Source organism: Streptomyces camponoticapitis, assembly GCF_014646115.1.
Lineage (GTDB): Bacteria > Actinomycetota > Actinomycetes > Streptomycetales > Streptomycetaceae > Streptomyces > Streptomyces camponoticapitis.
Genome location: NZ_BMMV01000012.1, coordinates 211,641 through 230,454 on the forward strand (window position 1 = coordinate 211,641; position 18,814 = coordinate 230,454).

Annotated in this window: 17 protein-coding genes and 1 pseudogene; 9 read left to right on the plus strand and 9 right to left on the minus strand. The window is 69.4% G+C overall.

Annotated features, from left to right (window positions below; translation table 11 throughout):
- Positions 1 to 79: 79 nt before the first annotated feature.
- On the minus strand, positions 80 to 1,459 hold the full coding sequence (locus tag IEY79_RS20155; protein WP_189108917.1) for an aspartate aminotransferase family protein: 1,380 nt from the start codon (positions 1,457 to 1,459) through the stop codon (positions 80 to 82).
- Positions 1,460 to 1,647: 188 nt separating this feature from the next.
- On the opposite strand from IEY79_RS20155, the gene IEY79_RS20160 reads away from it, so the two are divergent.
- The 3 genes from IEY79_RS20160 (at position 1,648) to IEY79_RS20170 (ending at position 4,925) form a co-directional block, all read left to right on the plus strand.
- Positions 1,648 to 2,244, plus strand: coding sequence for a type 1 glutamine amidotransferase family protein (locus tag IEY79_RS20160; RefSeq protein WP_189108918.1), 597 nt, complete (start codon positions 1,648 to 1,650; stop codon positions 2,242 to 2,244).
- Positions 2,241 to 2,720, plus strand: coding sequence for a MarR family winged helix-turn-helix transcriptional regulator (locus IEY79_RS20165; RefSeq protein WP_189108919.1), 480 nt, complete (start codon positions 2,241 to 2,243; stop codon positions 2,718 to 2,720). The genes IEY79_RS20160 and IEY79_RS20165 overlap by 4 nt, the downstream gene beginning before the upstream one ends.
- A gap of 225 nt (positions 2,721 to 2,945) precedes the next feature.
- Positions 2,946 to 4,925, plus strand: coding sequence for a serine/threonine-protein kinase (locus IEY79_RS20170; protein ID WP_189108959.1), 1,980 nt, complete (start codon positions 2,946 to 2,948; stop codon positions 4,923 to 4,925).
- Positions 4,926 to 4,978: 53 nt separating this feature from the next.
- On the opposite strand, the gene IEY79_RS20175 is transcribed toward IEY79_RS20170, so the two are convergent.
- Positions 4,979 to 5,461: a VOC family protein gene (locus IEY79_RS20175; RefSeq protein WP_189108920.1), complete on the minus strand. Its 483-nt coding sequence runs from the start codon at positions 5,459 to 5,461 to the stop codon at positions 4,979 to 4,981.
- 107 nt (positions 5,462 to 5,568) lie between these two features.
- Here IEY79_RS20175 and IEY79_RS20180 point away from each other — a divergent pair, with 107 nt between their 5' ends.
- The 3 genes from IEY79_RS20180 to IEY79_RS20190 all read left to right on the plus strand — a co-directional run bounded on the left by IEY79_RS20180 (position 5,569) and on the right by IEY79_RS20190 (position 8,895).
- On the plus strand, positions 5,569 to 6,192 hold the full coding sequence (locus IEY79_RS20180) for a TetR/AcrR family transcriptional regulator (protein WP_189108921.1): 624 nt from the start codon (positions 5,569 to 5,571) through the stop codon (positions 6,190 to 6,192).
- Positions 6,193 to 6,200: 8 nt separating this feature from the next.
- Positions 6,201 to 7,412 carry a GDSL-type esterase/lipase family protein gene (locus IEY79_RS20185; RefSeq protein ID WP_189108922.1) on the plus strand — a complete coding sequence of 404 codons (1,212 nt, stop codon included), beginning with the start codon at positions 6,201 to 6,203 and terminating at the stop codon, positions 7,410 to 7,412.
- A gap of 292 nt (positions 7,413 to 7,704) precedes the next feature.
- Positions 7,705 to 8,895, plus strand: coding sequence for an RCC1 domain-containing protein (locus tag IEY79_RS20190; RefSeq protein ID WP_189108923.1), 1,191 nt, complete (start codon positions 7,705 to 7,707; stop codon positions 8,893 to 8,895).
- Positions 8,896 to 8,981: 86 nt separating this feature from the next.
- On the opposite strand, the gene IEY79_RS20195 is transcribed toward IEY79_RS20190, so the two are convergent.
- Both IEY79_RS20195 and IEY79_RS20200 read right to left on the minus strand, forming a co-directional pair.
- Positions 8,982 to 11,822 (minus strand): ADP-ribosyltransferase, encoded by a 2,841-nt coding sequence (locus IEY79_RS20195; RefSeq protein ID WP_189108924.1) that lies wholly within the window; start codon positions 11,820 to 11,822, stop codon positions 8,982 to 8,984.
- A gap of 146 nt (positions 11,823 to 11,968) precedes the next feature.
- Positions 11,969 to 12,343, minus strand: a complete 375-nt coding sequence (locus tag IEY79_RS20200; protein WP_229700986.1) for a hypothetical protein — start codon at positions 12,341 to 12,343, stop codon at positions 11,969 to 11,971.
- A gap of 227 nt (positions 12,344 to 12,570) precedes the next feature.
- Here IEY79_RS20200 and IEY79_RS20205 point away from each other — a divergent pair, with 227 nt between their 5' ends.
- Both IEY79_RS20205 and IEY79_RS20210 read left to right on the plus strand, forming a co-directional pair.
- Positions 12,571 to 13,407 carry a helix-turn-helix domain-containing protein gene (locus tag IEY79_RS20205; protein ID WP_189108960.1) on the plus strand — a complete coding sequence of 279 codons (837 nt, stop codon included), beginning with the start codon at positions 12,571 to 12,573 and terminating at the stop codon, positions 13,405 to 13,407.
- Positions 13,404 to 13,640 carry a DUF397 domain-containing protein gene (locus IEY79_RS20210; protein WP_189108926.1) on the plus strand — a complete coding sequence of 79 codons (237 nt, stop codon included), beginning with the start codon at positions 13,404 to 13,406 and terminating at the stop codon, positions 13,638 to 13,640. The genes IEY79_RS20205 and IEY79_RS20210 overlap by 4 nt, the downstream gene beginning before the upstream one ends.
- A gap of 44 nt (positions 13,641 to 13,684) precedes the next feature.
- Here the strand turns inward: IEY79_RS20210 and IEY79_RS20215 are convergent, their stop codons facing one another.
- Positions 13,685 to 14,392, minus strand: coding sequence for a hypothetical protein (locus IEY79_RS20215; protein WP_189108927.1), 708 nt, complete (start codon positions 14,390 to 14,392; stop codon positions 13,685 to 13,687).
- 18 nt (positions 14,393 to 14,410) lie between these two features.
- Positions 14,411 to 15,247, minus strand: coding sequence for an SCO2400 family protein (locus tag IEY79_RS20220; RefSeq protein WP_189108928.1), 837 nt, complete (start codon positions 15,245 to 15,247; stop codon positions 14,411 to 14,413).
- A gap of 300 nt (positions 15,248 to 15,547) precedes the next feature.
- Between IEY79_RS20220 and IEY79_RS20225 the strand changes: the two genes are divergently transcribed.
- Positions 15,548 to 17,056 (plus strand): PstS family phosphate ABC transporter substrate-binding protein, encoded by a 1,509-nt coding sequence (locus tag IEY79_RS20225; RefSeq protein WP_189108929.1) that lies wholly within the window; start codon positions 15,548 to 15,550, stop codon positions 17,054 to 17,056.
- 30 nt (positions 17,057 to 17,086) lie between these two features.
- Here the strand turns inward: IEY79_RS20225 and IEY79_RS20230 are convergent, their stop codons facing one another.
- The 3 genes and pseudogenes from IEY79_RS20230 to IEY79_RS20240 form a co-directional block, all read right to left on the minus strand.
- A complete protein-coding gene (locus IEY79_RS20230; protein WP_189108930.1) occupies positions 17,087 to 17,449 on the minus strand; it encodes a hypothetical protein in 363 nt (120 codons plus the stop codon).
- 26 nt (positions 17,450 to 17,475) lie between these two features.
- Positions 17,476 to 18,072, minus strand: a complete 597-nt coding sequence (locus IEY79_RS20235; protein ID WP_189108931.1) for a hypothetical protein — start codon at positions 18,070 to 18,072, stop codon at positions 17,476 to 17,478.
- 5 nt (positions 18,073 to 18,077) lie between these two features.
- Positions 18,078 to 18,814: pseudogene (locus tag IEY79_RS20240) on the minus strand (hypothetical protein); the annotation flags it as partial.

Consider the following 18,814-nt stretch of genomic DNA (forward strand, 5'->3'; position numbering starts at 1 on the left):
GCCCTCGCGACCGATCTCGGGCGGGGCCGTGCCGTCACTCCGGCCGGCCACGAGCGGCCGGCCGGAGTTCGGGCGCGCCCTACAGCGTGTGCTCGTCGGCCACGGCCAGCGCCGCGTCCAGGATCGCCAGGCCCTCCTTCGCCTCCCCCTCGGTGACGGTGCACGGCGGCACCGCGTGCGTACGGTTCATGTTCACGAAGGGCCAGAGCCCGCCCTTCTTGCACGCGGCGGCGAAGGCGGCCATCGGCGCGTTCGCCTCGCCCGTCGCGTTGTACGGCACCAGCGGCTCGCGCGTCTCCTTGTCCCGTACGAGGTCGAGCGCCCAGAACACACCGTGTCCGCGCACCTCGCCGACCGACGGGTGCCGGTCCGCCAGCTCGCGCAGGCCGGGCCCGAGGACGTTCTCCCCGATGTGCGCCGCGTGCTCGACGATCTTCTCGTCGGCCATCACCCGCAGCGTCGCGACAGCGGCGGCGCAGGCCAGCGGGTGGCCGGAGTAGGTGAGACCGCCGGGGTAGGGACGGGTCGCGAAGGTGTCCGCGATGGCGGCGGAGATCGCGACGCCGCCCAGCGGTACATAGCCGGAGTTGACGCCCTTGGCGAAGGTCAGCAGGTCGGGCACCACGTCGTAATGGTCGGCGGCGAACCACTCGCCGGTGCGGCCGAAGCCCGCCATCACCTCGTCCAGGATGAAGACGATGCCGTGCCGGTCGCACAACTCCCGTACGCCCGCGAGATATCCGGGCGGCGGCGTCATGATGCCGGCCGTGCCGGGGATGGTCTCCAGGATGATCGCGGCGACGGTTCCCGGCCCCTCGAAGGCGATGGTCGCCTCCAGGTGTTCGAGCGCGCGGGCGCACTCCTCGGCCTCGGTGGTGGCGTAGAAGGGGGAACGGTAGAGGAACGGCGCCCAGAAGTGGACGACCCCGGCGTTGCCGGCGTCGGACGCCCAGCGGCGCGGGTCGCCGGTCAGGTTGATCGCGGTGGTGGTGCCGCCGTGGTACGAGCGGTACGCCGACAGCACCTTGGGGCGGCCGGTGTGCAGCCGGGCCATCCGTACGGCGTTCTCGACGGCCTCCGCGCCGCCGTTCGTGAAGAAGATCTTGTCAAGGTCACCGGGGGTGCGCTCGGCGATGAGACGTGCGGCCTCGGAGCGTACGTCAATGGCGAAAGCGGGCGCGAAGGTCGTGAGTCTGGCCGCCTGCTCCTGGATCGCGGCGACGACGACGGGGTGCTGGTAGCCAATGTTGGTAAAGACGAGACCGCTGCTGAAGTCGAGGTAGCGGTTGCCGTCGTAGTCCCAGAAGTACGAGCCGTCGGCACCGGCGACGGCGAGAGGGTCGATCAATTCCTGCGCGGACCAGGAGTGGAACACGTGCGCGCGGTCGGCGGCCTTGACGGCGGCCCCGGCCTTCGGGTCGACGGTGTCAACAGGGTTGACGTCGAGGTGAGGGGTCATGCGAACAGCGTAGAGAGCGGCGGGCGGGGGCGGGAGCGAACACGGTGTCTGGTGTTGGCGGTGTGACTCGGCAGACTGTCGCCCCACCCAGGCCGCCCGCAATCCCCCCCCCCGCAATCCCTAGACAACGACATTGACAGCACACTGTCGACATGACAGCATGCTGTCATACAGCCGAGGAGGCCACCATGACCGGCAAGACCGTTTACCTCGCCGTCTACGACACCCTCGCCGACTGGGAGACCGGGTACGCGACCGCGCACCTCGCCCAGAACGGCTTCAACGTGCGCACCGTCGGCCCCACCAGCGACGCCGTCACCACCATGGGCGGTCTGCGCGTCGAGCCCGATGTCGCACTGGACCAGCTCGGCGAGCCCGGCGACACGGCAGTGCTCATCCTCCCTGGCGCGTCCCTCTGGGACGCCGGGGACGACCTGGCGCCGTTCGCCCGCGCCGCCGGGCGATTCCTGGGGCTGGGCTACCCGGTGGCCGCGATCTGCGGCGCCACGGCCGGGCTCGCGCGGGAGGGGCTGCTGGACGAGCGGAAGCACACCAGCGCCGTCAGCCACTATCTGGACGCCACCGGCTATCAGGGCGGCAGGCACTACACCGAGGCGGACGCGGTCACGGACGGGAATCTGATCACGGCCGGCCCGACCGAGCCCGTCGCGTTCGCACGCGAGATCTTCGCGCTGCTCGGCGTGTACGAGGGCGAGAAGCTGGACGCCTGGTACCGGCTGTTCAAGAACTCGGACGCGAGCGCGTTCGAGATCCTCAACTCGTGACCGCGCCGGAGCCCGAGACCGGCCGCCGGGCCGACTCCCCGGAGCTGCTCAGCAGGACCGCGCTCGGCGTCTTCCGGCTGAACGGCCAATTCCTCTCCGTCGCGGAGGAGTTGGCCGCCCCGGCGGGCCTGACGGCGGCCTGGTGGCAGGTCCTCGGAGCCGTACTGCCACGGCCGCTGCCCGTCTCCGGGATCGCCCGCGAGATGGGCATCACCCGGCAGAGCGTGCAGCGGATCGCGGATCTGCTGGTCGAACGCGGACTCGCGGCGTACGAACCGAACCCGGCCCACCGGCGCGCGAAACTGCTCACCCCGACCGAGGAGGGACGCGCCGCGATCCGCGAGATCACCCCAGGCCACGCGGCTCTCGCGAAGCGCTTGGCCGAGGAGCTGGGAGCGGCGGAGTTCGCGGAGACCGTACGCATGCTGGAGCGGCTGTCGCGGGCGATGGACGCGCTCGGCTCCCGCTCGGAGTGAGCGATCCGCCGGCCCCGGCCCCGACCCGGTCCGGGGCCGGGAAACGGATCGGCGGTCGCGTCAGTCTCTTCGCGTACGGGTTCGTTCGGGTTCGTGCGCCGTGGGGTCGGTTCTCGCCCTGATCGGCGGTTGACCGCCGGTATGCCCGCGAGCGCGCGGTCCGGCGAACGCGGCACTATCCTCTGCGCGTTGGGCTTGTGCATCTTGGGGGAGGGCCGTACGGCCATGGAGAAGCTGGCTGCAGGAGATCCACAGCGCATCGGCGCGTACCGGTTGCTGGCCCGCCTCGGTGCCGGGGGCATGGGGCAGGTCTATCTGGCGCGCTCGGACCGAGGCCGTACGGTCGCGGTGAAGCTCGTACGCAAGGAACTCGCCGAACAGGACGAGTTCCGTAACCGGTTCCGGCTGGAGGTCGCCGCGGCGCGGCGGGTCGGCGGCCGGTGGACGGCGCCGGTCCTCGACGCGAACACGGAGGCCCCGGTGCCGTGGGTCGCCACGGGTTATGTGGCGGGGCCCGCGCTCCAGGGCATCGTCTCGGGCCCGCACGGGCCGCTGCCCGCGCGCTCGGTACGGATACTCGGCTCCGGTCTGGCCAACGCCCTCCAGGACATCCATACCGCCGGTCTGATCCACCGCGACCTCAAGCCGTCCAACGTCCTCGTCACCATCGAGGGTCCGAAGGTCATCGACTTCGGCATCGCCCGCGCCCTGGAGGCGGTCACCGACGGCGGGCTGACCCGGACCGGGAGCCTGGTCGGGTCACCCGGCTTCATGGCGCCGGAGCAGGTGCGCGGCACCGCGGTCACGCCCGCGTGCGACGTGTTCTGCCTGGGCTCGGTGCTCATGTACGCGGCGACGGGGCGGCTCCCGTTCGGCACGGCGGACACCGCCGTGCACGTGCTGATGTTCCGCATCGCGCAGGAGGAGCCGGACCTGTCCGAACTCCCTGAGGGACTAAGGGAGTTGGTGAGCGACTGCCTGAAGAAGGACCCGGCCGGGCGCCCGACCCCGGCGCAGGTCCTGGCCCGGGTGGGCGAACCGGACGACGACGAGCCCTGGCTGCCCGGCCCGCTGCTCGCCCAACTGGGCAGCGACGCGGTGCAGTTGCTGGACCACGAGGAGCCGGGGGCGCGTACGGAGCTGGCGTTCTCGAAGCCGGCGGGCCCGCCTGCGAGCCCGAGCCCGGCGGGCCCGCCTGCGGAGCCCGCCCCCGAAACGCCTCCGCCCGGTGGCCCCGGCGAGGGCGGCGGGAACGCCGTGCACGGCATGGCGACGATGATCAGCACGCCGTCCCCGCAGGCGGTGCCCCCGCAGCCGACACCGCCGCCCACGCCTCAACCGCACCAACCGCAGCCACCCCAGAACTCCCAGCACCAACAGCAGCCGGCGCCTTACGGCTACCCGCAGAATCAGCAGCCCCGGCAACCCCAGCAGGCACCACTCCCCCCGCTCCCCCCGCAGTACGGCTACCCACAGCCCGGCCAGCCCCCGCTCCCTCCGTGGGGCGCGACACCCCCGTACGGCCCGCCGCCCTCCAACTACGGCCATCCCTCGCCGTACGGTCCCACTCCCCCGTACGGCCCGGCGCGCGTCCCGCAGCCCGAGCCGCCGCGCCGCAGCGGCCGGGGCACGGTGGCGCTGGTCGCCGTCGCGGTGATCGTCGCGCTGGCCGCGGGCGGTTCGGTGTACGCCTTCATGGACAGCGGCAGCGAGAAGAACGACACGTCGAACAACCAGGCGGAGAGCTCGGCCGACGACTCGTCCTCCTCGGGGGACGACACCCCGTCCGAGGACGCGCCCCCGGCCACCCGGTCCCCCTCCCCGTCGGCATCCGACGTCGCCGGGCCCGGCGACGTACCGAAGAAGTACCTCGGTGCCTGGTCCGGCACCATCGAGGGCGCGGGCGGGAGCAACACCCGTGAACTCTCCATCCGGCAGGGCAAGGTGGGCGACACCGTGCTCGAACTGACGGCGGAAGGCCCGACCGACACCGGCGGCACCTACCAGTGCGTGTTCGAGGCGGCGCTCAGCGCGGCACCGGACTCCGGCCCGCTGAAGATCGGCCCCTCCACGATCACGACGGGCCGGCCGATGTCCTCATGCACCCCTGGCGCGGCGACGGAGCTGACGATCCTCCCGGACGGCCGTCTGCGCCGCGTGACCACCGCGAACGGCGAGTCCGTGACGTACACGAAGAACGGCTGATCGCCCCCGCACGTCCGCACTCACCCCTGTCGGTCCTCACCGCCGCCGGGCGGCTACCCCACGCAGAACTCGTTCCCCTCCGGGTCCGCCAGCACGATCGCGAAGTAGTCCATATAAGGCTCGTCCATCACCCGCGACACCGTCGCCCCGGCCGCCACCAGCCGGTCCGACTTCGCGGTTATCCGCTCCTTCCGCACGGGCAGCGGCACCTCGCGCCCGCCGCCCACCTTCAGATCCAGATGCACGCGGTTCTTCACGACCTTTCCCTCGGGCACCTGCTGGAACCAGATCCGGGGCCCGGTCCCCGTCGGGGAGACGATCGACTCCGGGGTCTCGCCGGCGCCCTCGGACAGCTCCTCCTCCGGCAGTCCCCGGGCGATCCAGTGCTCCCGCCAGGTGGCGGCTCCGTCCGGCGGCGGCTCGGCCACATACCCGAGGGCGTCGCTCCAGAAGTCCACGAGCCGCGCCGGGTCGGCGCAGTCGATCGTGATCTGCAACGTCGTTTCCAGCGTCTCCGCCGGCTGCGTCTCGTCCATGTCCCCACGGTGGCAGACGGGTCTGACAACGCCTGAATCAGTTATGGCATTTGCCTAAACACTTTAGGTAGCTGCATAATTGATTCAGGCAAGCAGGAAGGACACCCATGTCCCCACGAGCAGGACTGACCACGGAACGCCTGGTCCGGGCGGGAGCCGAGCTTTCCGACGAGGTCGGCTTCGAGCAGGTGACCGTCTCGGCGCTCGCCCGGCAGTTCGACGTCAAGGTCGCGAGTCTGTACTCGCACGTGAAGAGCTCCCAGGACCTCAGGACGAGGATCGCCCTGCTCTCGCTGGAGGAGATGGCCGATCGTCTCGCCACGGCGCTCGCCGGGCGCGCGGGCAAGGACGCCCTCGCGGCCTTCGCGAACGTCTACCGCGACTACGCCCGCGAGCACCCCGGCCGCTACACGGCGGCCCGGCTGACACTCGACCCCGAGACGGCCGCCGCGAGCGCCGGCCCCCGCCATGCCCAGATGACACGGGCGATCCTGCGCGGATACGACCTGACGGAGCCGGACCAGACACACGCCGTACGGCTGCTGGGCAGCGTCTTCCACGGCTACATCAGCCTGGAGACGGCCGGCGGATTCAGCCACAGCGCACCCGACACACGGGAGACCTGGGTGTGGATCGTGGACCGCCTCGACGCGCTGCTCCGCACCTGGCCCCCCTCCGCGCCGTCCGACCCCGCGCCCGCCCCTGAACCGACCCCCCGACCCACAGAGTGAGACCGATCATGAGCACGCGGAACACCGCGCAGAACGCGACACCCGGCTCCCCGCAGAACTGGACCGCCACCCCCATCACCACCGGCATCCTGCGCGGCGCCATCGATCTGGAGCAGACCGCGCACGGCGTCCTGCCGCACCGCCTGCCCGCCTGGGCCCGCGCGCAGAACACCGACCCGAACCTGGCGATGGTGGAAGACCAGCCCTCCGGCGTACGGCTCGTCCTCCGCACCCGGGCCACGACCGTCGAACTGGACGTGCTGCCCACCAAGCGGGAGTACGTGGGCGCGCCGCCCCGCCCCGACGGCGTGTACGACCTGCTGGTCGACGGCCGGCTGACCGACCGGGCGTCCGTGGCGGGCGGCAACATCCTCACCATCGACATGACCGCCGGGACCGCCGAGCACAAGCCCGGCCCGCCCGGCACCGTGCGCTTCGGCGGCCTGCCCGACGGCGAGAAGGACGTCGAGATCTGGCTGCCGCACAACGAACGGACCGAGCTCGTCGCCCTGCGCACGGACGCCCCCGTCGACCCCGTAACCGACCGGGCCCGACCGGTGTGGCTGCACCACGGGAGCTCGATCAGCCACGGCTCCGACGCCGCGAGCCCCACCACGACCTGGCCCGCACTCGCCGCCTCCCTCGCCGGGGTGGACCTGATCAACCTGGGCTTCGGCGGCAACGCCCTGCTCGACCCGTTCACCGCACGCACGATGCGGGACACCCGGGCCGACCTGATCAGCGTCAAGATCGGCATCAACCTGGTCAACACAGATCTGATGCGGCTGCGCGCCTTCGCCCCCGCCGTCCACGGCTTCCTCGACACGATCCGCGAGGGCCACCCCACGGCACCGCTGCTCGTCGTCTCGCCGACGTACTGCCGCATCCACGAGGACACCCCAGGACCCACCGCCCCGGACTTCTCACGAATCAGCGACGGGCAGCTGCGGTTCCTGGCGGCGGGCGACCCGGCGGAGCGCGCGAGCGGGAAGCTGACGCTGAACGTCATCAGGGACGAGCTGGCCCGGATCGTACGGCAGCGGTCCGCCGACGACCCGAACCTGCACCACCTGGACGGCCGGGAGCTCTACGGCGAGGCGGACTACGCCGAACTGCCCCTCCCGGACGAGCTCCACCCGGACGCCGCCTCCCACCGCCGCATCGGCGAACGCTTCGCGGACCTGGCGTTCACGGCGACCCGGCTGAACACGGCCCGCTGAGCCGTTGTCCCCGCCCTCCGGCGGCTCCCGGACCCCGTCCTGGCACCCCGCCCCGGCACCGCGTCCTGACCGCACACCCCCAATACCCGATGCCCGGCACCCATCGGCGGCGCACACGGCGCAGGGGGCGCAAGACGGCGCACTCGGCGCACACTCCGCACGCCGTTCGGGTCGCTGTTCGGGACCATCCGAGTGTGCGACCGGTCGCGCCTCAGGAGGCGGACGTCGAGCCTATCGATGATCAGGTGCGGTCCCGCGAGGACGGGTCCGCACCATCACGAGAGGACTTCCCATGCGCCCTAGTCGCGCACTCCTGACCGCCACCCTCACCGCCGGTCTCGCACTCACCCCCCTGGCCGCGGTCTCCGCCGCCCCCGTCCAGGAGAACCCGTCCGTTCTGAGCTGGGGCGCCGGCCGTACCGGCCAGCTCGGCAACGGCGCCATGAAGGACAGCTCCACCCCGGTGCCTGTCTCCTCCCTCGCCCGCGGTGACGTCGAGAGGATCTCGGCCGGCGGCACCTCGTCGTCCGACTCCTTCGCGCTCGCCCTCACCGACGAGACCGTCAAGGCCTGGGGCCACAACCGCTCCGGCCAGCTCGGCAACGGCGGCCGCACCAACCGCAACGTCCCCACCGCCGTGTCGCGCCTGACGGACATCAAGGACATCGCCGCGGGCGGCGAGCACGCCCTGGCCCTCGACGGCAACGGCCGCGTGTTCTCGTGGGGCGACAACAACTACGGCCAGCTCGGCAGCAACCGTACGGGCGACATGCGCGCCGTCCCCGACGCGATCAAGGGCATGCCCAAGGTCAAGCAGGTCTCCGCCGGCTGTGACTTCAGCCTCGCGCTGACGGAGAACGGCGACGTGTACGCCTGGGGCCGCGGCGTCTACGGCCAGCTCGGCAGCGGCAACCGCGCCACCAGCTCCGTACCGCGTCAGGTCAAGGGCCTGGAGAACGTCTCCGAGATCGACGCCGGCTGTCACCACGCGCTCGCGCTGACCGCCGACAAGACGGTCAAGTCGTGGGGCAAGAACGTCTCCGGCCAGCTCGGCGACTCCTCCACGAAGAACAGCGTCGTCCCGGTCGACGTCGACTGGATCGAGAACGTCGAGAACATCGAGGCCGGGGCCAACCACAACTACGCCGTGGACAGCGACGGCCGCGTCTGGGGCTGGGGCAACAACCAGAACAACCAGCTCCTGGAGGCCGACCCGGCCGCGAAGGACAGCCGCCAGTTCACGAACCGCACCGCCCCCATCGACATCCCGCGCCTCGAAGGCGCCCAGCAGGTCGCGGCCGGTGCCCAGCACGGCATCGCCGTCTTCGGCGAGGACATCTTCGCCTGGGGCCACAACACCGAAGGCCAGCTCGGCAACAGCAGCACCATGTCGAGCATGGAGTCGGTCCACACGCTCAACACCAACCCGGCCGTGCAGAACGTGGCCGCCTCCCTCGGCGGGAACACCAGCTACGCGTACTGATCGCCGAGCTGATCCACCGAGCCCCCGCATGACACCGGCCCTGTGCGGTGACCGTCCGGTCGCCGCACAGGGCCGTACCCGTGGGCTCAAGGAACCTGCTTCACCTGGATGACCTTGTACTCCTTGCCACCGATGATCTTCGTCGTCTCGCCCGTCTTCACGAACTTGCCGCCGCGCGGAATGAGGACCTCCGACTCCTTGCCCTCGTAGCGGGACAGGGGGTCGATGTTGCGGCCGTTGTCCGTGGTGATCTCCATGACGACGTTCTCGCCGCTCCGGCCGTTGGCCTTCGCGTTCTGGGCGGCACGGTCGGCCTTCGCCGGGTCGCTGGACGTGCTGAGGTACTCGGGCATCTCGACTTCTTCACCGTTGGCGAACCGCTCCAGCAGCTCGTCCGGCATGAACGTGCCCCGGTGGAACGTCCCCTTGACGGGCGGCAGATGGTCCAGAGCGGTGTCCATCTTCTCGATGAACTTCGGGACCGAGTTCTTACGGCTGCCGGGGATGCCCTGACCGCGGAGGTACTTGTTCGCGTCCTCGGCCCAGGAGCCCGTGTAGTCGGCGATGATGAGCGCGTCTTCCTTGGTGAAGTCCTTCGTCAGCTCGTGCTTCCGGGCTTCCTCCTCGACCTTCTCCGACCAGGTCTTCCTGTCGTACTCGCTGTACTTCGGAACGTCGTCCAGGACGTTCATCGGAGTCTTGACGGGGCAGCCCTGAAGGTGCGGGGGCTTCGGCTTGACCGGCGGCTTCGGCTTCGTATCGTCCTGGACCGGCGGGGGCGGCGGATCGGTGAGACCGAGAGCGTTGCTGATCTGGTTCTCGATGTCCTGGTACGTGTCCACGCCGGCCATGGAGCTCGCGGAGATCGACATCGCCATGTCGGCAGGGGAGGGGTCCCCGGGAGCGGCCAGGAGCAGGGAGCCACTGCCGCTGTAGACAACGGAGTTGCGAGTACCGGCCGAGGCGAGCGTGTAGCGCCCGTCGCCGGCCGAGCCGGTGGTCACCGGTCCGACGTAGGCGACGTTGGTGTCCCGGCAGTCGGGCTTTTTGTCCTCGTCGTTGTCGTCCTCGTCCTCGTCTTTGTCCTCGTCGTCTTTGTCCTCGTCGTCTTTGTCCTCGTCGTCTTTGTCGTCGTCCTTGTTGTCGTCGTCCTGGCCGCCGCTGCTCCCGCCGTTGTCGCCGCCGCCGTTGTCAGACCCGCCGGTGCCCGTCTCGGTGCAGCTCTGCATCATGCCCCAGGGGGCCATCACCGGATTGCAGACGACACCACCACTCGACCCACCACCGTCGGAACCACCACCGTCCGAACCACCGTCGGACTCACCACCGCTGTCACCGCCGCCGCTGTCACCGCCACCGTCGGAACCACCACCGCTGTCACCGCCACCATCGGACCCACCGTTGTCCGACCCACCGTTGTCCCCGCCACCATCGGACCCACCGTTGTCCGACCCACCGTTATCGGACCCGCCGTTGTCGCCGCCGCCGTTGTCAGACCCGCCGGTGCCCGTCTCGGTGCAGCTCTGCATCATGCCCCAGGGGGCCATCACCGGATTGCACTCGACACCACCACTCGACCCACCACCGTCGGAACCACCACCGTCCGAACCACCGTCGGACTCACCACCGTTGTCCCCGCCACCGTCGGAACCACCGTTGTCCGACCCACCGTTGTCCCCGCCACCGTCGGAACCACCGTTGTTTGACCCACCGTTGTCCCCGCCACCGTCGGAACCACCGTTGTCCGACCCACCGTTGTCCCCGCCACCGTCGGACCCACCGTTGTCCGACCCACCGTTGTCCCCGCCACCATCGGACCCACCGTTGTCCGACCCACCGTTGTCAGACCCGCCGTCGGAACCGCCATTGTCCGACCCACCGTTGTCAGACCCGCCGGTGCCCGTCTCGGTGCAGCTCTGCATCATGCCCCAGGGGGCCATCACCGGATTGCAGACGACACCACCACTCGACCCGCCGTCCGACCCGCCGTTGTCACCGCCACCGTCGGAACCGTTGTCACCGCCACCGTCGGAACCACCGTTGTCGCCACCGCCGTCGGAACCACCGTTGTCACCGCCGCCGTCGGAGCCACCGTTGTCGGAACCGCCGTTGTCACCACCACCGTCCGACCCACCGTCGGAACCACCACCGTCCGACCCGCCGTTGTCACCACCACCGTCCGAACCGCCGTTGTCACCACCACCGTTGTCACCACCACCGTCGGACTCACCACCGCCCGACTCGCCGCCGCCCCCGGCGACCGTGTCGCTCTCGCAGTCGCCGCCGAGGATGTTGCAGACCGCGGTCTGGAGACCTGTCGCGATCTGGGGTCCCACGCCGGTGAGAAGAAGCGCGCCAATGATCAGGGCGACCACACCGACCATGCCCGCGTACTCGACCGTCGACTGACCGCGGCTCCGGCGCCAACCGATCATGTGCGGAATCGACGGGATCGCCCGACGCACCCGCTCACGCGTCCAACGCGGCCTCACCGCCCGCTGTTCCGCCGGCAGTTCGAACCAAGCCCGGCTCGCACCCACACTCACCAGCGCCAACAGAACACCCGGCAACAGCAGCTGGCTGACCCCGCGCGCCGAACCCGCGTACAGATTGACGACACTGCCGACCAGCAGCCACGCCTGGAGACCGATCAACGCGAACCAGACGACCTTCCCACCCGTCCACAGACGACGCGCCAGGATCACGGCAGCGACACCCGGCACCATCGCGTAGAGCGCGGCAAGAGTGAGCGTCGGCGTGATGTGGCTACCCAGCTCCAGCAGAGAGTTCAGCACTCCGACGCCGCCCAGCAGGGTGAGCGCGAACATCAGGTAGAGCAGTACCCGGGTGGCGGCAAGTGACCTCGGCAACTCCCAGCGGTGCGCGGGGGTGCCGGCCTGGAACACCAGGCCCTGTGAGTCCAACACGGGGAAACCCTTCCAACAACTTGCTTCAGATGTCCGGCCCAGGCGTCCAGCCGTGGCGCGTCTGTCCGCACAGTACGGACGCGCGAGACCCATTCCGAAGGGTCCACGGACCCACCCCGGGGCCCAGGCCGGGCCCGCGTCGCAGCTCAGCGGCTCTCCCCCTCCCCGGCCCCGAACGACATCGGATGCCCGAACAGCGCGGCCGCCGCGTTGCGCAGGATCGCGGGATGGACGAAGCGCTCGGAGTGCGCGGGCGGGCAGTACCAGAAGAGCGGCCACGTCTGCCCGTCGAGCGCCGGCACCGGTACGTAACTCACGCTGCCGCTCGCGGAGTTGAATCGCGTTACCCCGGGCGCCCAGACCCGGTTCGCGGTGCTCCCTGCCGGGAGGTAGAAGTACACCGCCCGGTACCCGTTCGACTCGGTGGCGATCGGGCCGGGATCGCCCGCCGTGATCGAGTCCATCATGTCGGCGAGCCGACGCCCCTCGGCCCCGTCCACGCGTACAGCGTCGAATCTCACCCCGGCTTTTCGGAGTTGGAATCCGGTCTTGGGGAGCCAGTCGACACATGGACGGTGATTCTGTGTATTCACGCGGACATTCTGCGTAGTCACCGCTAGCGTTTCCATAACACGGCGTGAGCCGTCGGGAGCCGGTTGACCTGCAAGAACTCACGTTACGTGAGGTCGATTTCAGTCCAGTCCAGTTGTGTCCGGTTGAGTCCGGTCAAGTCGAAACGGTGATCGCAATGGCGCGAGCGGAAAACAAGGTGACGGCGGGAAATGCGACGCGGTTGGTGGCACACATCGCCCGCATGATGCGCCTGCAAAAGGGGATGACGCAGGAACAGGTCGGCATCGAAACGGGCTTCTCTGCGGCGGCGATCAGCGCGATGGAGACCTGCGCGCAACCGGCGAGCGACCAGATGCTGGTGGCGCTGGGACGGGTGCTGGGCGACGAGCTCGGCATCTTCGAGCAGGCCCGGGAGTACGTACGGCTGGACAAGTACCCGGCACAGTTCAAGAACTACGTGCTGCTGGAGCAGAAGGCGGTGGGCCTGTCTCTGTACGCGACGCTGGTGGTGCACGGCCTGTTCCAGACGGAGGCGTACGCGCGAGCCCTGATCGGCGGCGGCTATCCACCTCTCCCGGAGGAGCGGGTGGAGGAGTTGGTCGAGGCGAGGTTGGCGCGGAAAGCGCTGCTGGAGCGGAAGCCGGTGGCGTTGATCGAGGTGATCCTGGAGGAGTCGGTGCTGCGCCGCACGATCGGGAGCCAGGAGGTCATGCGTGATCAGCTTTCCCACTTGGCGGAGTGCGGGAGGCGCCGTAACGTGACGCTTCAGGTGCTGCCACTGGACTGCGGTTTGGGCGGCGAGTACGCGGGAGGTCACGGTGCCATGACCCTGTTGGAGACCCCGGAGCACGACCGCCTGCTCTATCTCGAAGCCCAGGAGGAGAGTCTCGTGGTCTCCGACCCAACAAAGGTCAGCACCTACACACAGCGTTATGCGAAGATCCGATCACAGGCCCTGGGTCCTCGCGAGGCGCTGGGCCTTATCGAGCGGTTGGCGGGAGAACAGGAATGACCAACACCCTGCGGTGGTTCAAGTCCAGCTACAGCGACAGCGGCGGCGGGAACTGCGTGGAAATCGCCTTCGACTGGCACAAGTCCAGCTACAGCAACGCCAGCGGCGGCGAGTGCGTCGAGGTGGCCACCTGCCCCCACGCCGTCCACGTCCGCGACTCGAAGGTCCACGAGGGCCCCACCTTCACGGTCGCCCCGACGGCCTGGACGACTTTCCTCGGCTGGGCCGAATAGCCGTAGCTACCACGGACTTTGGGCGAAGTCCGCGATCATCCGCTTCAGAACTCTCCCCAGCGTGCGGCTGTGCCGGAGACGCGGAAGTTGATGTCGTACCCATTCCTCAGCGCCCACTGCCCGGCCGCGTCCGCGAGTTCGTGGGAGCCGGAGTTCAGGAAGGTGTTGGCGATGTCCCGCCCCTCCTTACCGGCGAAGTGGATCCCGAGGATCAGCGCCAGCCGCTCCTTCGAATCGGGGATCCCCACCTTCACCGCGAGGTACACCAGCCGCCGACGATGCCGCTCCCTCATGAACAGCCGGACGAGCGCGGGGTTGTAGATACGCGGTGGGCACGCTCTCAGCTCGTCGTACAGCACCCGGCCCCGCGCCTCGTCGATCCAGTGGCTGAGGGTCATACAAGCCGTCGTCCGCTCCAGCAGAACCTCGGTCGCCGCGACGTCTCGCATCTCCTCGGGGGTCAGCCCCTCGTTGTTGCGCACATACTCGTCCGCGCCGAGGGCCTTGAGCCGGGCGACGGCCCTTGCCCCGCCAAAGTAGTACGCCATGTGCAGGGCCGAATCCCCCTCGGAATCTCGCTGGTTGACGTCCGTGGACTCCAACGCCGCGCGCAGGTCGTCCTCGGACCTGAGCGCCGCCTCGTAGAGGGTCTCCGCTCCGCGCAGAAGCCGCTCCGCCCGCGCACGGCGCGCCCGCGAGACGGCGAGGAGAACGACCGCGCCGACGCACAGGACCAGCGCCACTACGAGCAAGTCGGGGGCCCGTTCGTTCTAGTCGACGTCGACGCAGAGGACGAGCAGGCAGAGCCCCGAGTCGTCCGTCGGCTCCTCGGCGCTCGGGGGCGGAGGTGCGGGCTGGGTGGGCTTGTTCGGCTGCTGGGTGGGCGTTTCCGCCGTGGGCGGCGGCGAGTCGGGCGTCGAGGGCGACTCGGGCTGCGTCTGCGTGTCCTCCGTGGGACGCGCGCTGTCCGGCGTCGTCTGGGGCGAAGTCGTGCGCTTCGCCGGCGCGTCCACCGGGGTGATCGCGGTCGCGCTGCCAGGCGAGTTGGAGTCCTTTGCGTCCTTGGAGTCCTTGGACGGACGGCCCGTTCCGCGCTCGGCGTGCTTCGGATCGTGCGTACGGGTCCGGTCGGCGTCCGGCTCCGAGCCGGTGTCGACGAAGCCCCCCGACGACGTGGACGGAGCCGTGACCGGTTCCGGCGTCGTGGAGGCCTGGGCCTGGCTGGCGGAGGGCCGGGACGACGGCATGAACGCGAGGGTCAGACCACCGCCGACGAGCGCGACCGTCGACGCCACCACCGCTCGACGCCGCTGCTTCTTCCAGTCCGCCAGTCGGCGCCGACGGGCGGCGCGGCCCGTGGCCGACCGGGTGGCGGGACCGACGGGCGCGTCCGCGTCCACGGCAACGTCCGGGGCCGGGTCCGGGTCCGCGAAACCCGGGAAGGCGTCGAACTCCCGCGTGTGCGAGATGTCGGACATCACCGCGACGGTCGTGGGGGTGAGCTGGAGCTGTGCGCCGGTGGGGGCGATGTCGGGGGCGTAGGCACCGCAACCGGGGCACACGAAAACCCCGTTGAGCGTCCGACGGCACGTGGTGCAGTAGTCCATTCGCGATCTTCCTGTGCTGACTGCGCCGCCTGGAAGTCGACGACCTGTCTCAATTTCGCACTCAGGATCGAGCGCCCAACAACCTAACCCTTCCTGCCGGAGACCGTGCGAACCCGATGTGGCGCTCCTGCGAAGATCGCGAAACCGTGACAGCTTCTCCGACCCTCCCTGAACACCGAATACCGTACGGGGAACGGCTCGTGAACATCCGTCATCAAAGCACTTCACCGTACTGCTGTTCGCGAAATCCCCACCTACCGTCGCCTCACGGGGTCGGAAAGTGCCGGGGGGCGACGGATCATGGAGTGGTTCAGCGGGGAGAACGTCTTTGCGATCCTGGCCATGGTGCTGGGTGTGCTGACCTCCGCCGGGCAGGTCTGGTACGAGCGCCGGGTGCCGCACAGCAAGCGGATCGGCTACGACGCCCTCTCCGGTCAGACGAACGTACGTCTGGGACTGTTCGACGACGACCCCGACATGGCTGACGCGACACTCGTACTGCTGCGCCTGGAGAACGACGGCTCGCAGCCGGTCTCGGCCGGGGACTACACGTCGCCGAACGTCCACGGCCTGACGGTCCGGTTCACCGACCGGAGGATCAAGGCCGTCGCCGTCACGATCCCGTCGGACTACCCCGACCTGATGGACAACTTCACGCCCGCGAGGGGTTTTCGCCGCTCGGGCAGTCAGCTCACCGTCCCGAAGGTCCCCCTCAACAAGGGCGAGCACTTCAAGCTGCTGGTGCTGCTGACCGGCGGCAGGGTGGGGGACGAGGTCAAGGTCAGCGGCGGGCTCTCCGGAGGGCAGGTGGCCGTGAACCGCGCGATCACCCCCGACGAGGCACCGCCCAAGTTCAGCCGCCAGGCACGGCTCATCACGGTCCTGCTGACGGTCTGCCTGATCGCGCTCTCCTCGATCATCATGCTGCGCGGTGACGCCGACACGACGCCGCTGGGCTGCGAGACGGGCAGATTGACCGTCACCGGATCGACGGCGTTCGCGCCCGTGGCACGGAAATTGGCGACGTCGTACGAGGAGGACTGCCCCGACTCGGACATCGAGGTGGACCCCAACGGCAGCCTCGAAGGGGTCCGTGACCTGGCGAACGACGCGTCGAAGGCGGTCGTCACCCTCACCGACGGACCGAAGCCCGTGGGGTTCCCGGACCTGGAGGAGCACCGCGTCGCGGTCTCCGTGTTCGCGCTGGTGGTCCACGACGACGTGCCGTTCAAGGGGCTCAGCACCACCGATGTACGGAACATCTACCGCGGCAACGTGAAGAACTGGAACCAGGTCCGCGGCAGTGACGGCGAACCCGGTCCCGACCTGCCCATCAAACTCATCAGCCGGGCCGACGGGTCGGGCACCCGCGACATCTTCGAGCGCAAGATCCTCTCGGGCGACGAGGAGAGGCAGAAGGTCCACACGGTCGACGACTGCCGCCAGGAGGTCGACCCGGCGCAGCGGACGTTCCGCTGCGAGCTCGACACCACGGAGCAGGTGCTCAACACGGTGAAGGATGTGCGGGGCGCGATCGGCTACAGCGAACTGCGTTCCAGCACGGGCGTGGACGGCCTGCACCGCCTCTCGCTGGACGAGCAGCCGCCTTCGGTGAACGACATCGCGGAGAGCGACTACCCGTACCGCGAGATCGAATACGGCTACACCTACGGCCTCCCGGCCCCCGACTCCCTGGCATCCAGCTTCCTCAACTACCTGATCCGCACGGGCGGCCAGGACGTGGTCCGCAACGAGGGCCACCTCCCCTGCGCCCGCCCGGAGGCCCTGAAGATCTGCGCGGACCAGTAACCCGGCCTCCGGCCCCTTCACCGCCGGCGTTCACCCCTGGCGCGCGGTCGCGGAGTCCAGGACCCGTTGAAGGTCGAAGACGAGCACCATCGAGTAGGTCCCCAGAACGGCCAGGTTCTGAAAGATCCGGGCGGCGGTGAGCCCCTGGCGTTCCATGTCACGGTCGAAGTCGCGAATCGTGATCACCGACTCGTACGACTGGAACGGGATCCCGAGGTCGTCCTCGTACTCATGAAACCGCTCGTACTCGACGGCGGCGTGGCCGACCGACACGGAGTAGTCCGCGCCCCCTGCCACCGGCGCGAGCCGCGCCCCGCACGCGGCGGAGATGTCGTCGACCAACACGTACGCGAGATGGCCGGGCCGCGCGAAGATCTGGTGGTACGCACTCAAGGTTCCCTCCGCAAGGCCACCGAAGATCAGACCGGTCGCTCGAACACCACCAAGGGTGGGTCCTGGCGGGCCGGGAATGTGGACAGTTCGGCGTGGGCCGCCGCGATTTCGGCGCGCATCGCGAGGGTGTCCGGCCAACTCGTGAAGCGTGCGGACGCATCAACGACGATCCCGTCCCAGTCTTCCTCTTCTGTCGCCCCCGACCGGTCGATCACAAACCCCAGACACGCCGCCCACCTCTGGCCCATCGCCACCCGCACCGCCTCCACCACCTGGGTCTGCTGCGCGCCGTCCATTCCGTCGAGACCGAATTCGACGACGGTCACCACGCCGCCGGCCGGACGGCGAACACGCGTGAAGACGTCGGTCTCCCCGTCCAGCCAGAACTGGAAGTTGACCTCACCACCCCCCGAAAGGCGCACGGCGGCGACTGACCTGACAAGCTCGTCCCGCTCCGTGTGCACCTGCTCGCCCCACAAATCCGGCCCGTTGGTGATGGACGAGATCAGCCCGGTGGACGGATTCCCAAGGCTCAGGCCGGCTTCCTCCAGTGCGCCCACCAAGGACTCCGCCGGATCGGAATTCGAATCACCCTCGTACCAGTGGACAAAGCCGTCACTCAACAATCTCACCTCACGAATGTGTGGACATTCCCGTCACCGAGAATCCTTCGGGCCAGATTCAGAGCGGCTTCCGGCGTCCCCTTCTCCAGATAGACCTGCGCCCGGACACCCTGCTGTTCCGCCGCATACTTGAGAATGTGGCATTTCTCCCCGAACTTGGCGAGATTTCTGGCCTTCGCAGGGCCTCCGACGGCTATATACGAACCGTCCCCGCCGATGACGTCGACGTCACTCGTTCCCGCACCGGGCTTGGTGACCTTCAGCCCAGGCTTTCCCGGCGCCCCGGAGGGAATCCTACCGTTTGTCAGTTCCGCGACTTTCTGCTCACGCGCGGCGCCAACCGCGTCGGACACGGCGGGATCCGTCGAGTTCTGTTTTCCCTCACCAACATGCTTGCCGTCGCCGCTTCCCTCGACACCATCCGCGCTCACCGCCATGAGGACGATCCCCGCCGACCCGAGTAGCGCCGCGTTCAGTGCCGCCCCCGCCGTCATCGCGCCGCCGGCCGTCGCCGCCCCCGCGCCCGCGAGCGCGAGGCCGCCCGGTGGGAACAGGGCCAGCAGTGAGAGCAGGAGCAGCGCGAAGCCGAGGTAGACCAGGAAGGTGTCGAGCGCGTCGAGCAGGTGGAAGGTGGTGATCGCCTCGCCGCCCGGCCCCGCTTCGCCAAGTCCCTTGTAAGAGACCATCTCAATTGGTGCATCGAACTGCGTAGAGCGCCGCGAGCACCGTAGTTCCCTGCACG

Coding starts and splice junctions, on each gene's coding strand:
- IEY79_RS20160 (WP_189108918.1), top strand. CDS start 1,648: ATGACCGGCAAGACCGTTTACCTCGCCGTCTACGACACCCTCGCCGAC.
- IEY79_RS20185 (WP_189108922.1), top strand. CDS start 6,201: ATGAGCACGCGGAACACCGCGCAGAACGCGACACCCGGCTCCCCGCAG.
- IEY79_RS20225 (WP_189108929.1), top strand. CDS start 15,548: ATGGAGTGGTTCAGCGGGGAGAACGTCTTTGCGATCCTGGCCATGGTG.
- IEY79_RS20210 (WP_189108926.1), top strand. CDS start 13,404: ATGACCAACACCCTGCGGTGGTTCAAGTCCAGCTACAGCGACAGCGGC.
- IEY79_RS20220 (WP_189108928.1), bottom strand. CDS start 15,247: ATGGACTACTGCACCACGTGCCGTCGGACGCTCAACGGGGTTTTCGTG.
- IEY79_RS20205 (WP_189108960.1), top strand. CDS start 12,571: ATGGCGCGAGCGGAAAACAAGGTGACGGCGGGAAATGCGACGCGGTTG.
- IEY79_RS20155 (WP_189108917.1), bottom strand. CDS start 1,459: ATGACCCCTCACCTCGACGTCAACCCTGTTGACACCGTCGACCCGAAG.
- IEY79_RS20170 (WP_189108959.1), top strand. CDS start 2,946: ATGGAGAAGCTGGCTGCAGGAGATCCACAGCGCATCGGCGCGTACCGG.
- IEY79_RS20190 (WP_189108923.1), top strand. CDS start 7,705: ATGCGCCCTAGTCGCGCACTCCTGACCGCCACCCTCACCGCCGGTCTC.
- IEY79_RS20175 (WP_189108920.1), bottom strand. CDS start 5,461: ATGGACGAGACGCAGCCGGCGGAGACGCTGGAAACGACGTTGCAGATC.
- IEY79_RS20180 (WP_189108921.1), top strand. CDS start 5,569: ATGTCCCCACGAGCAGGACTGACCACGGAACGCCTGGTCCGGGCGGGA.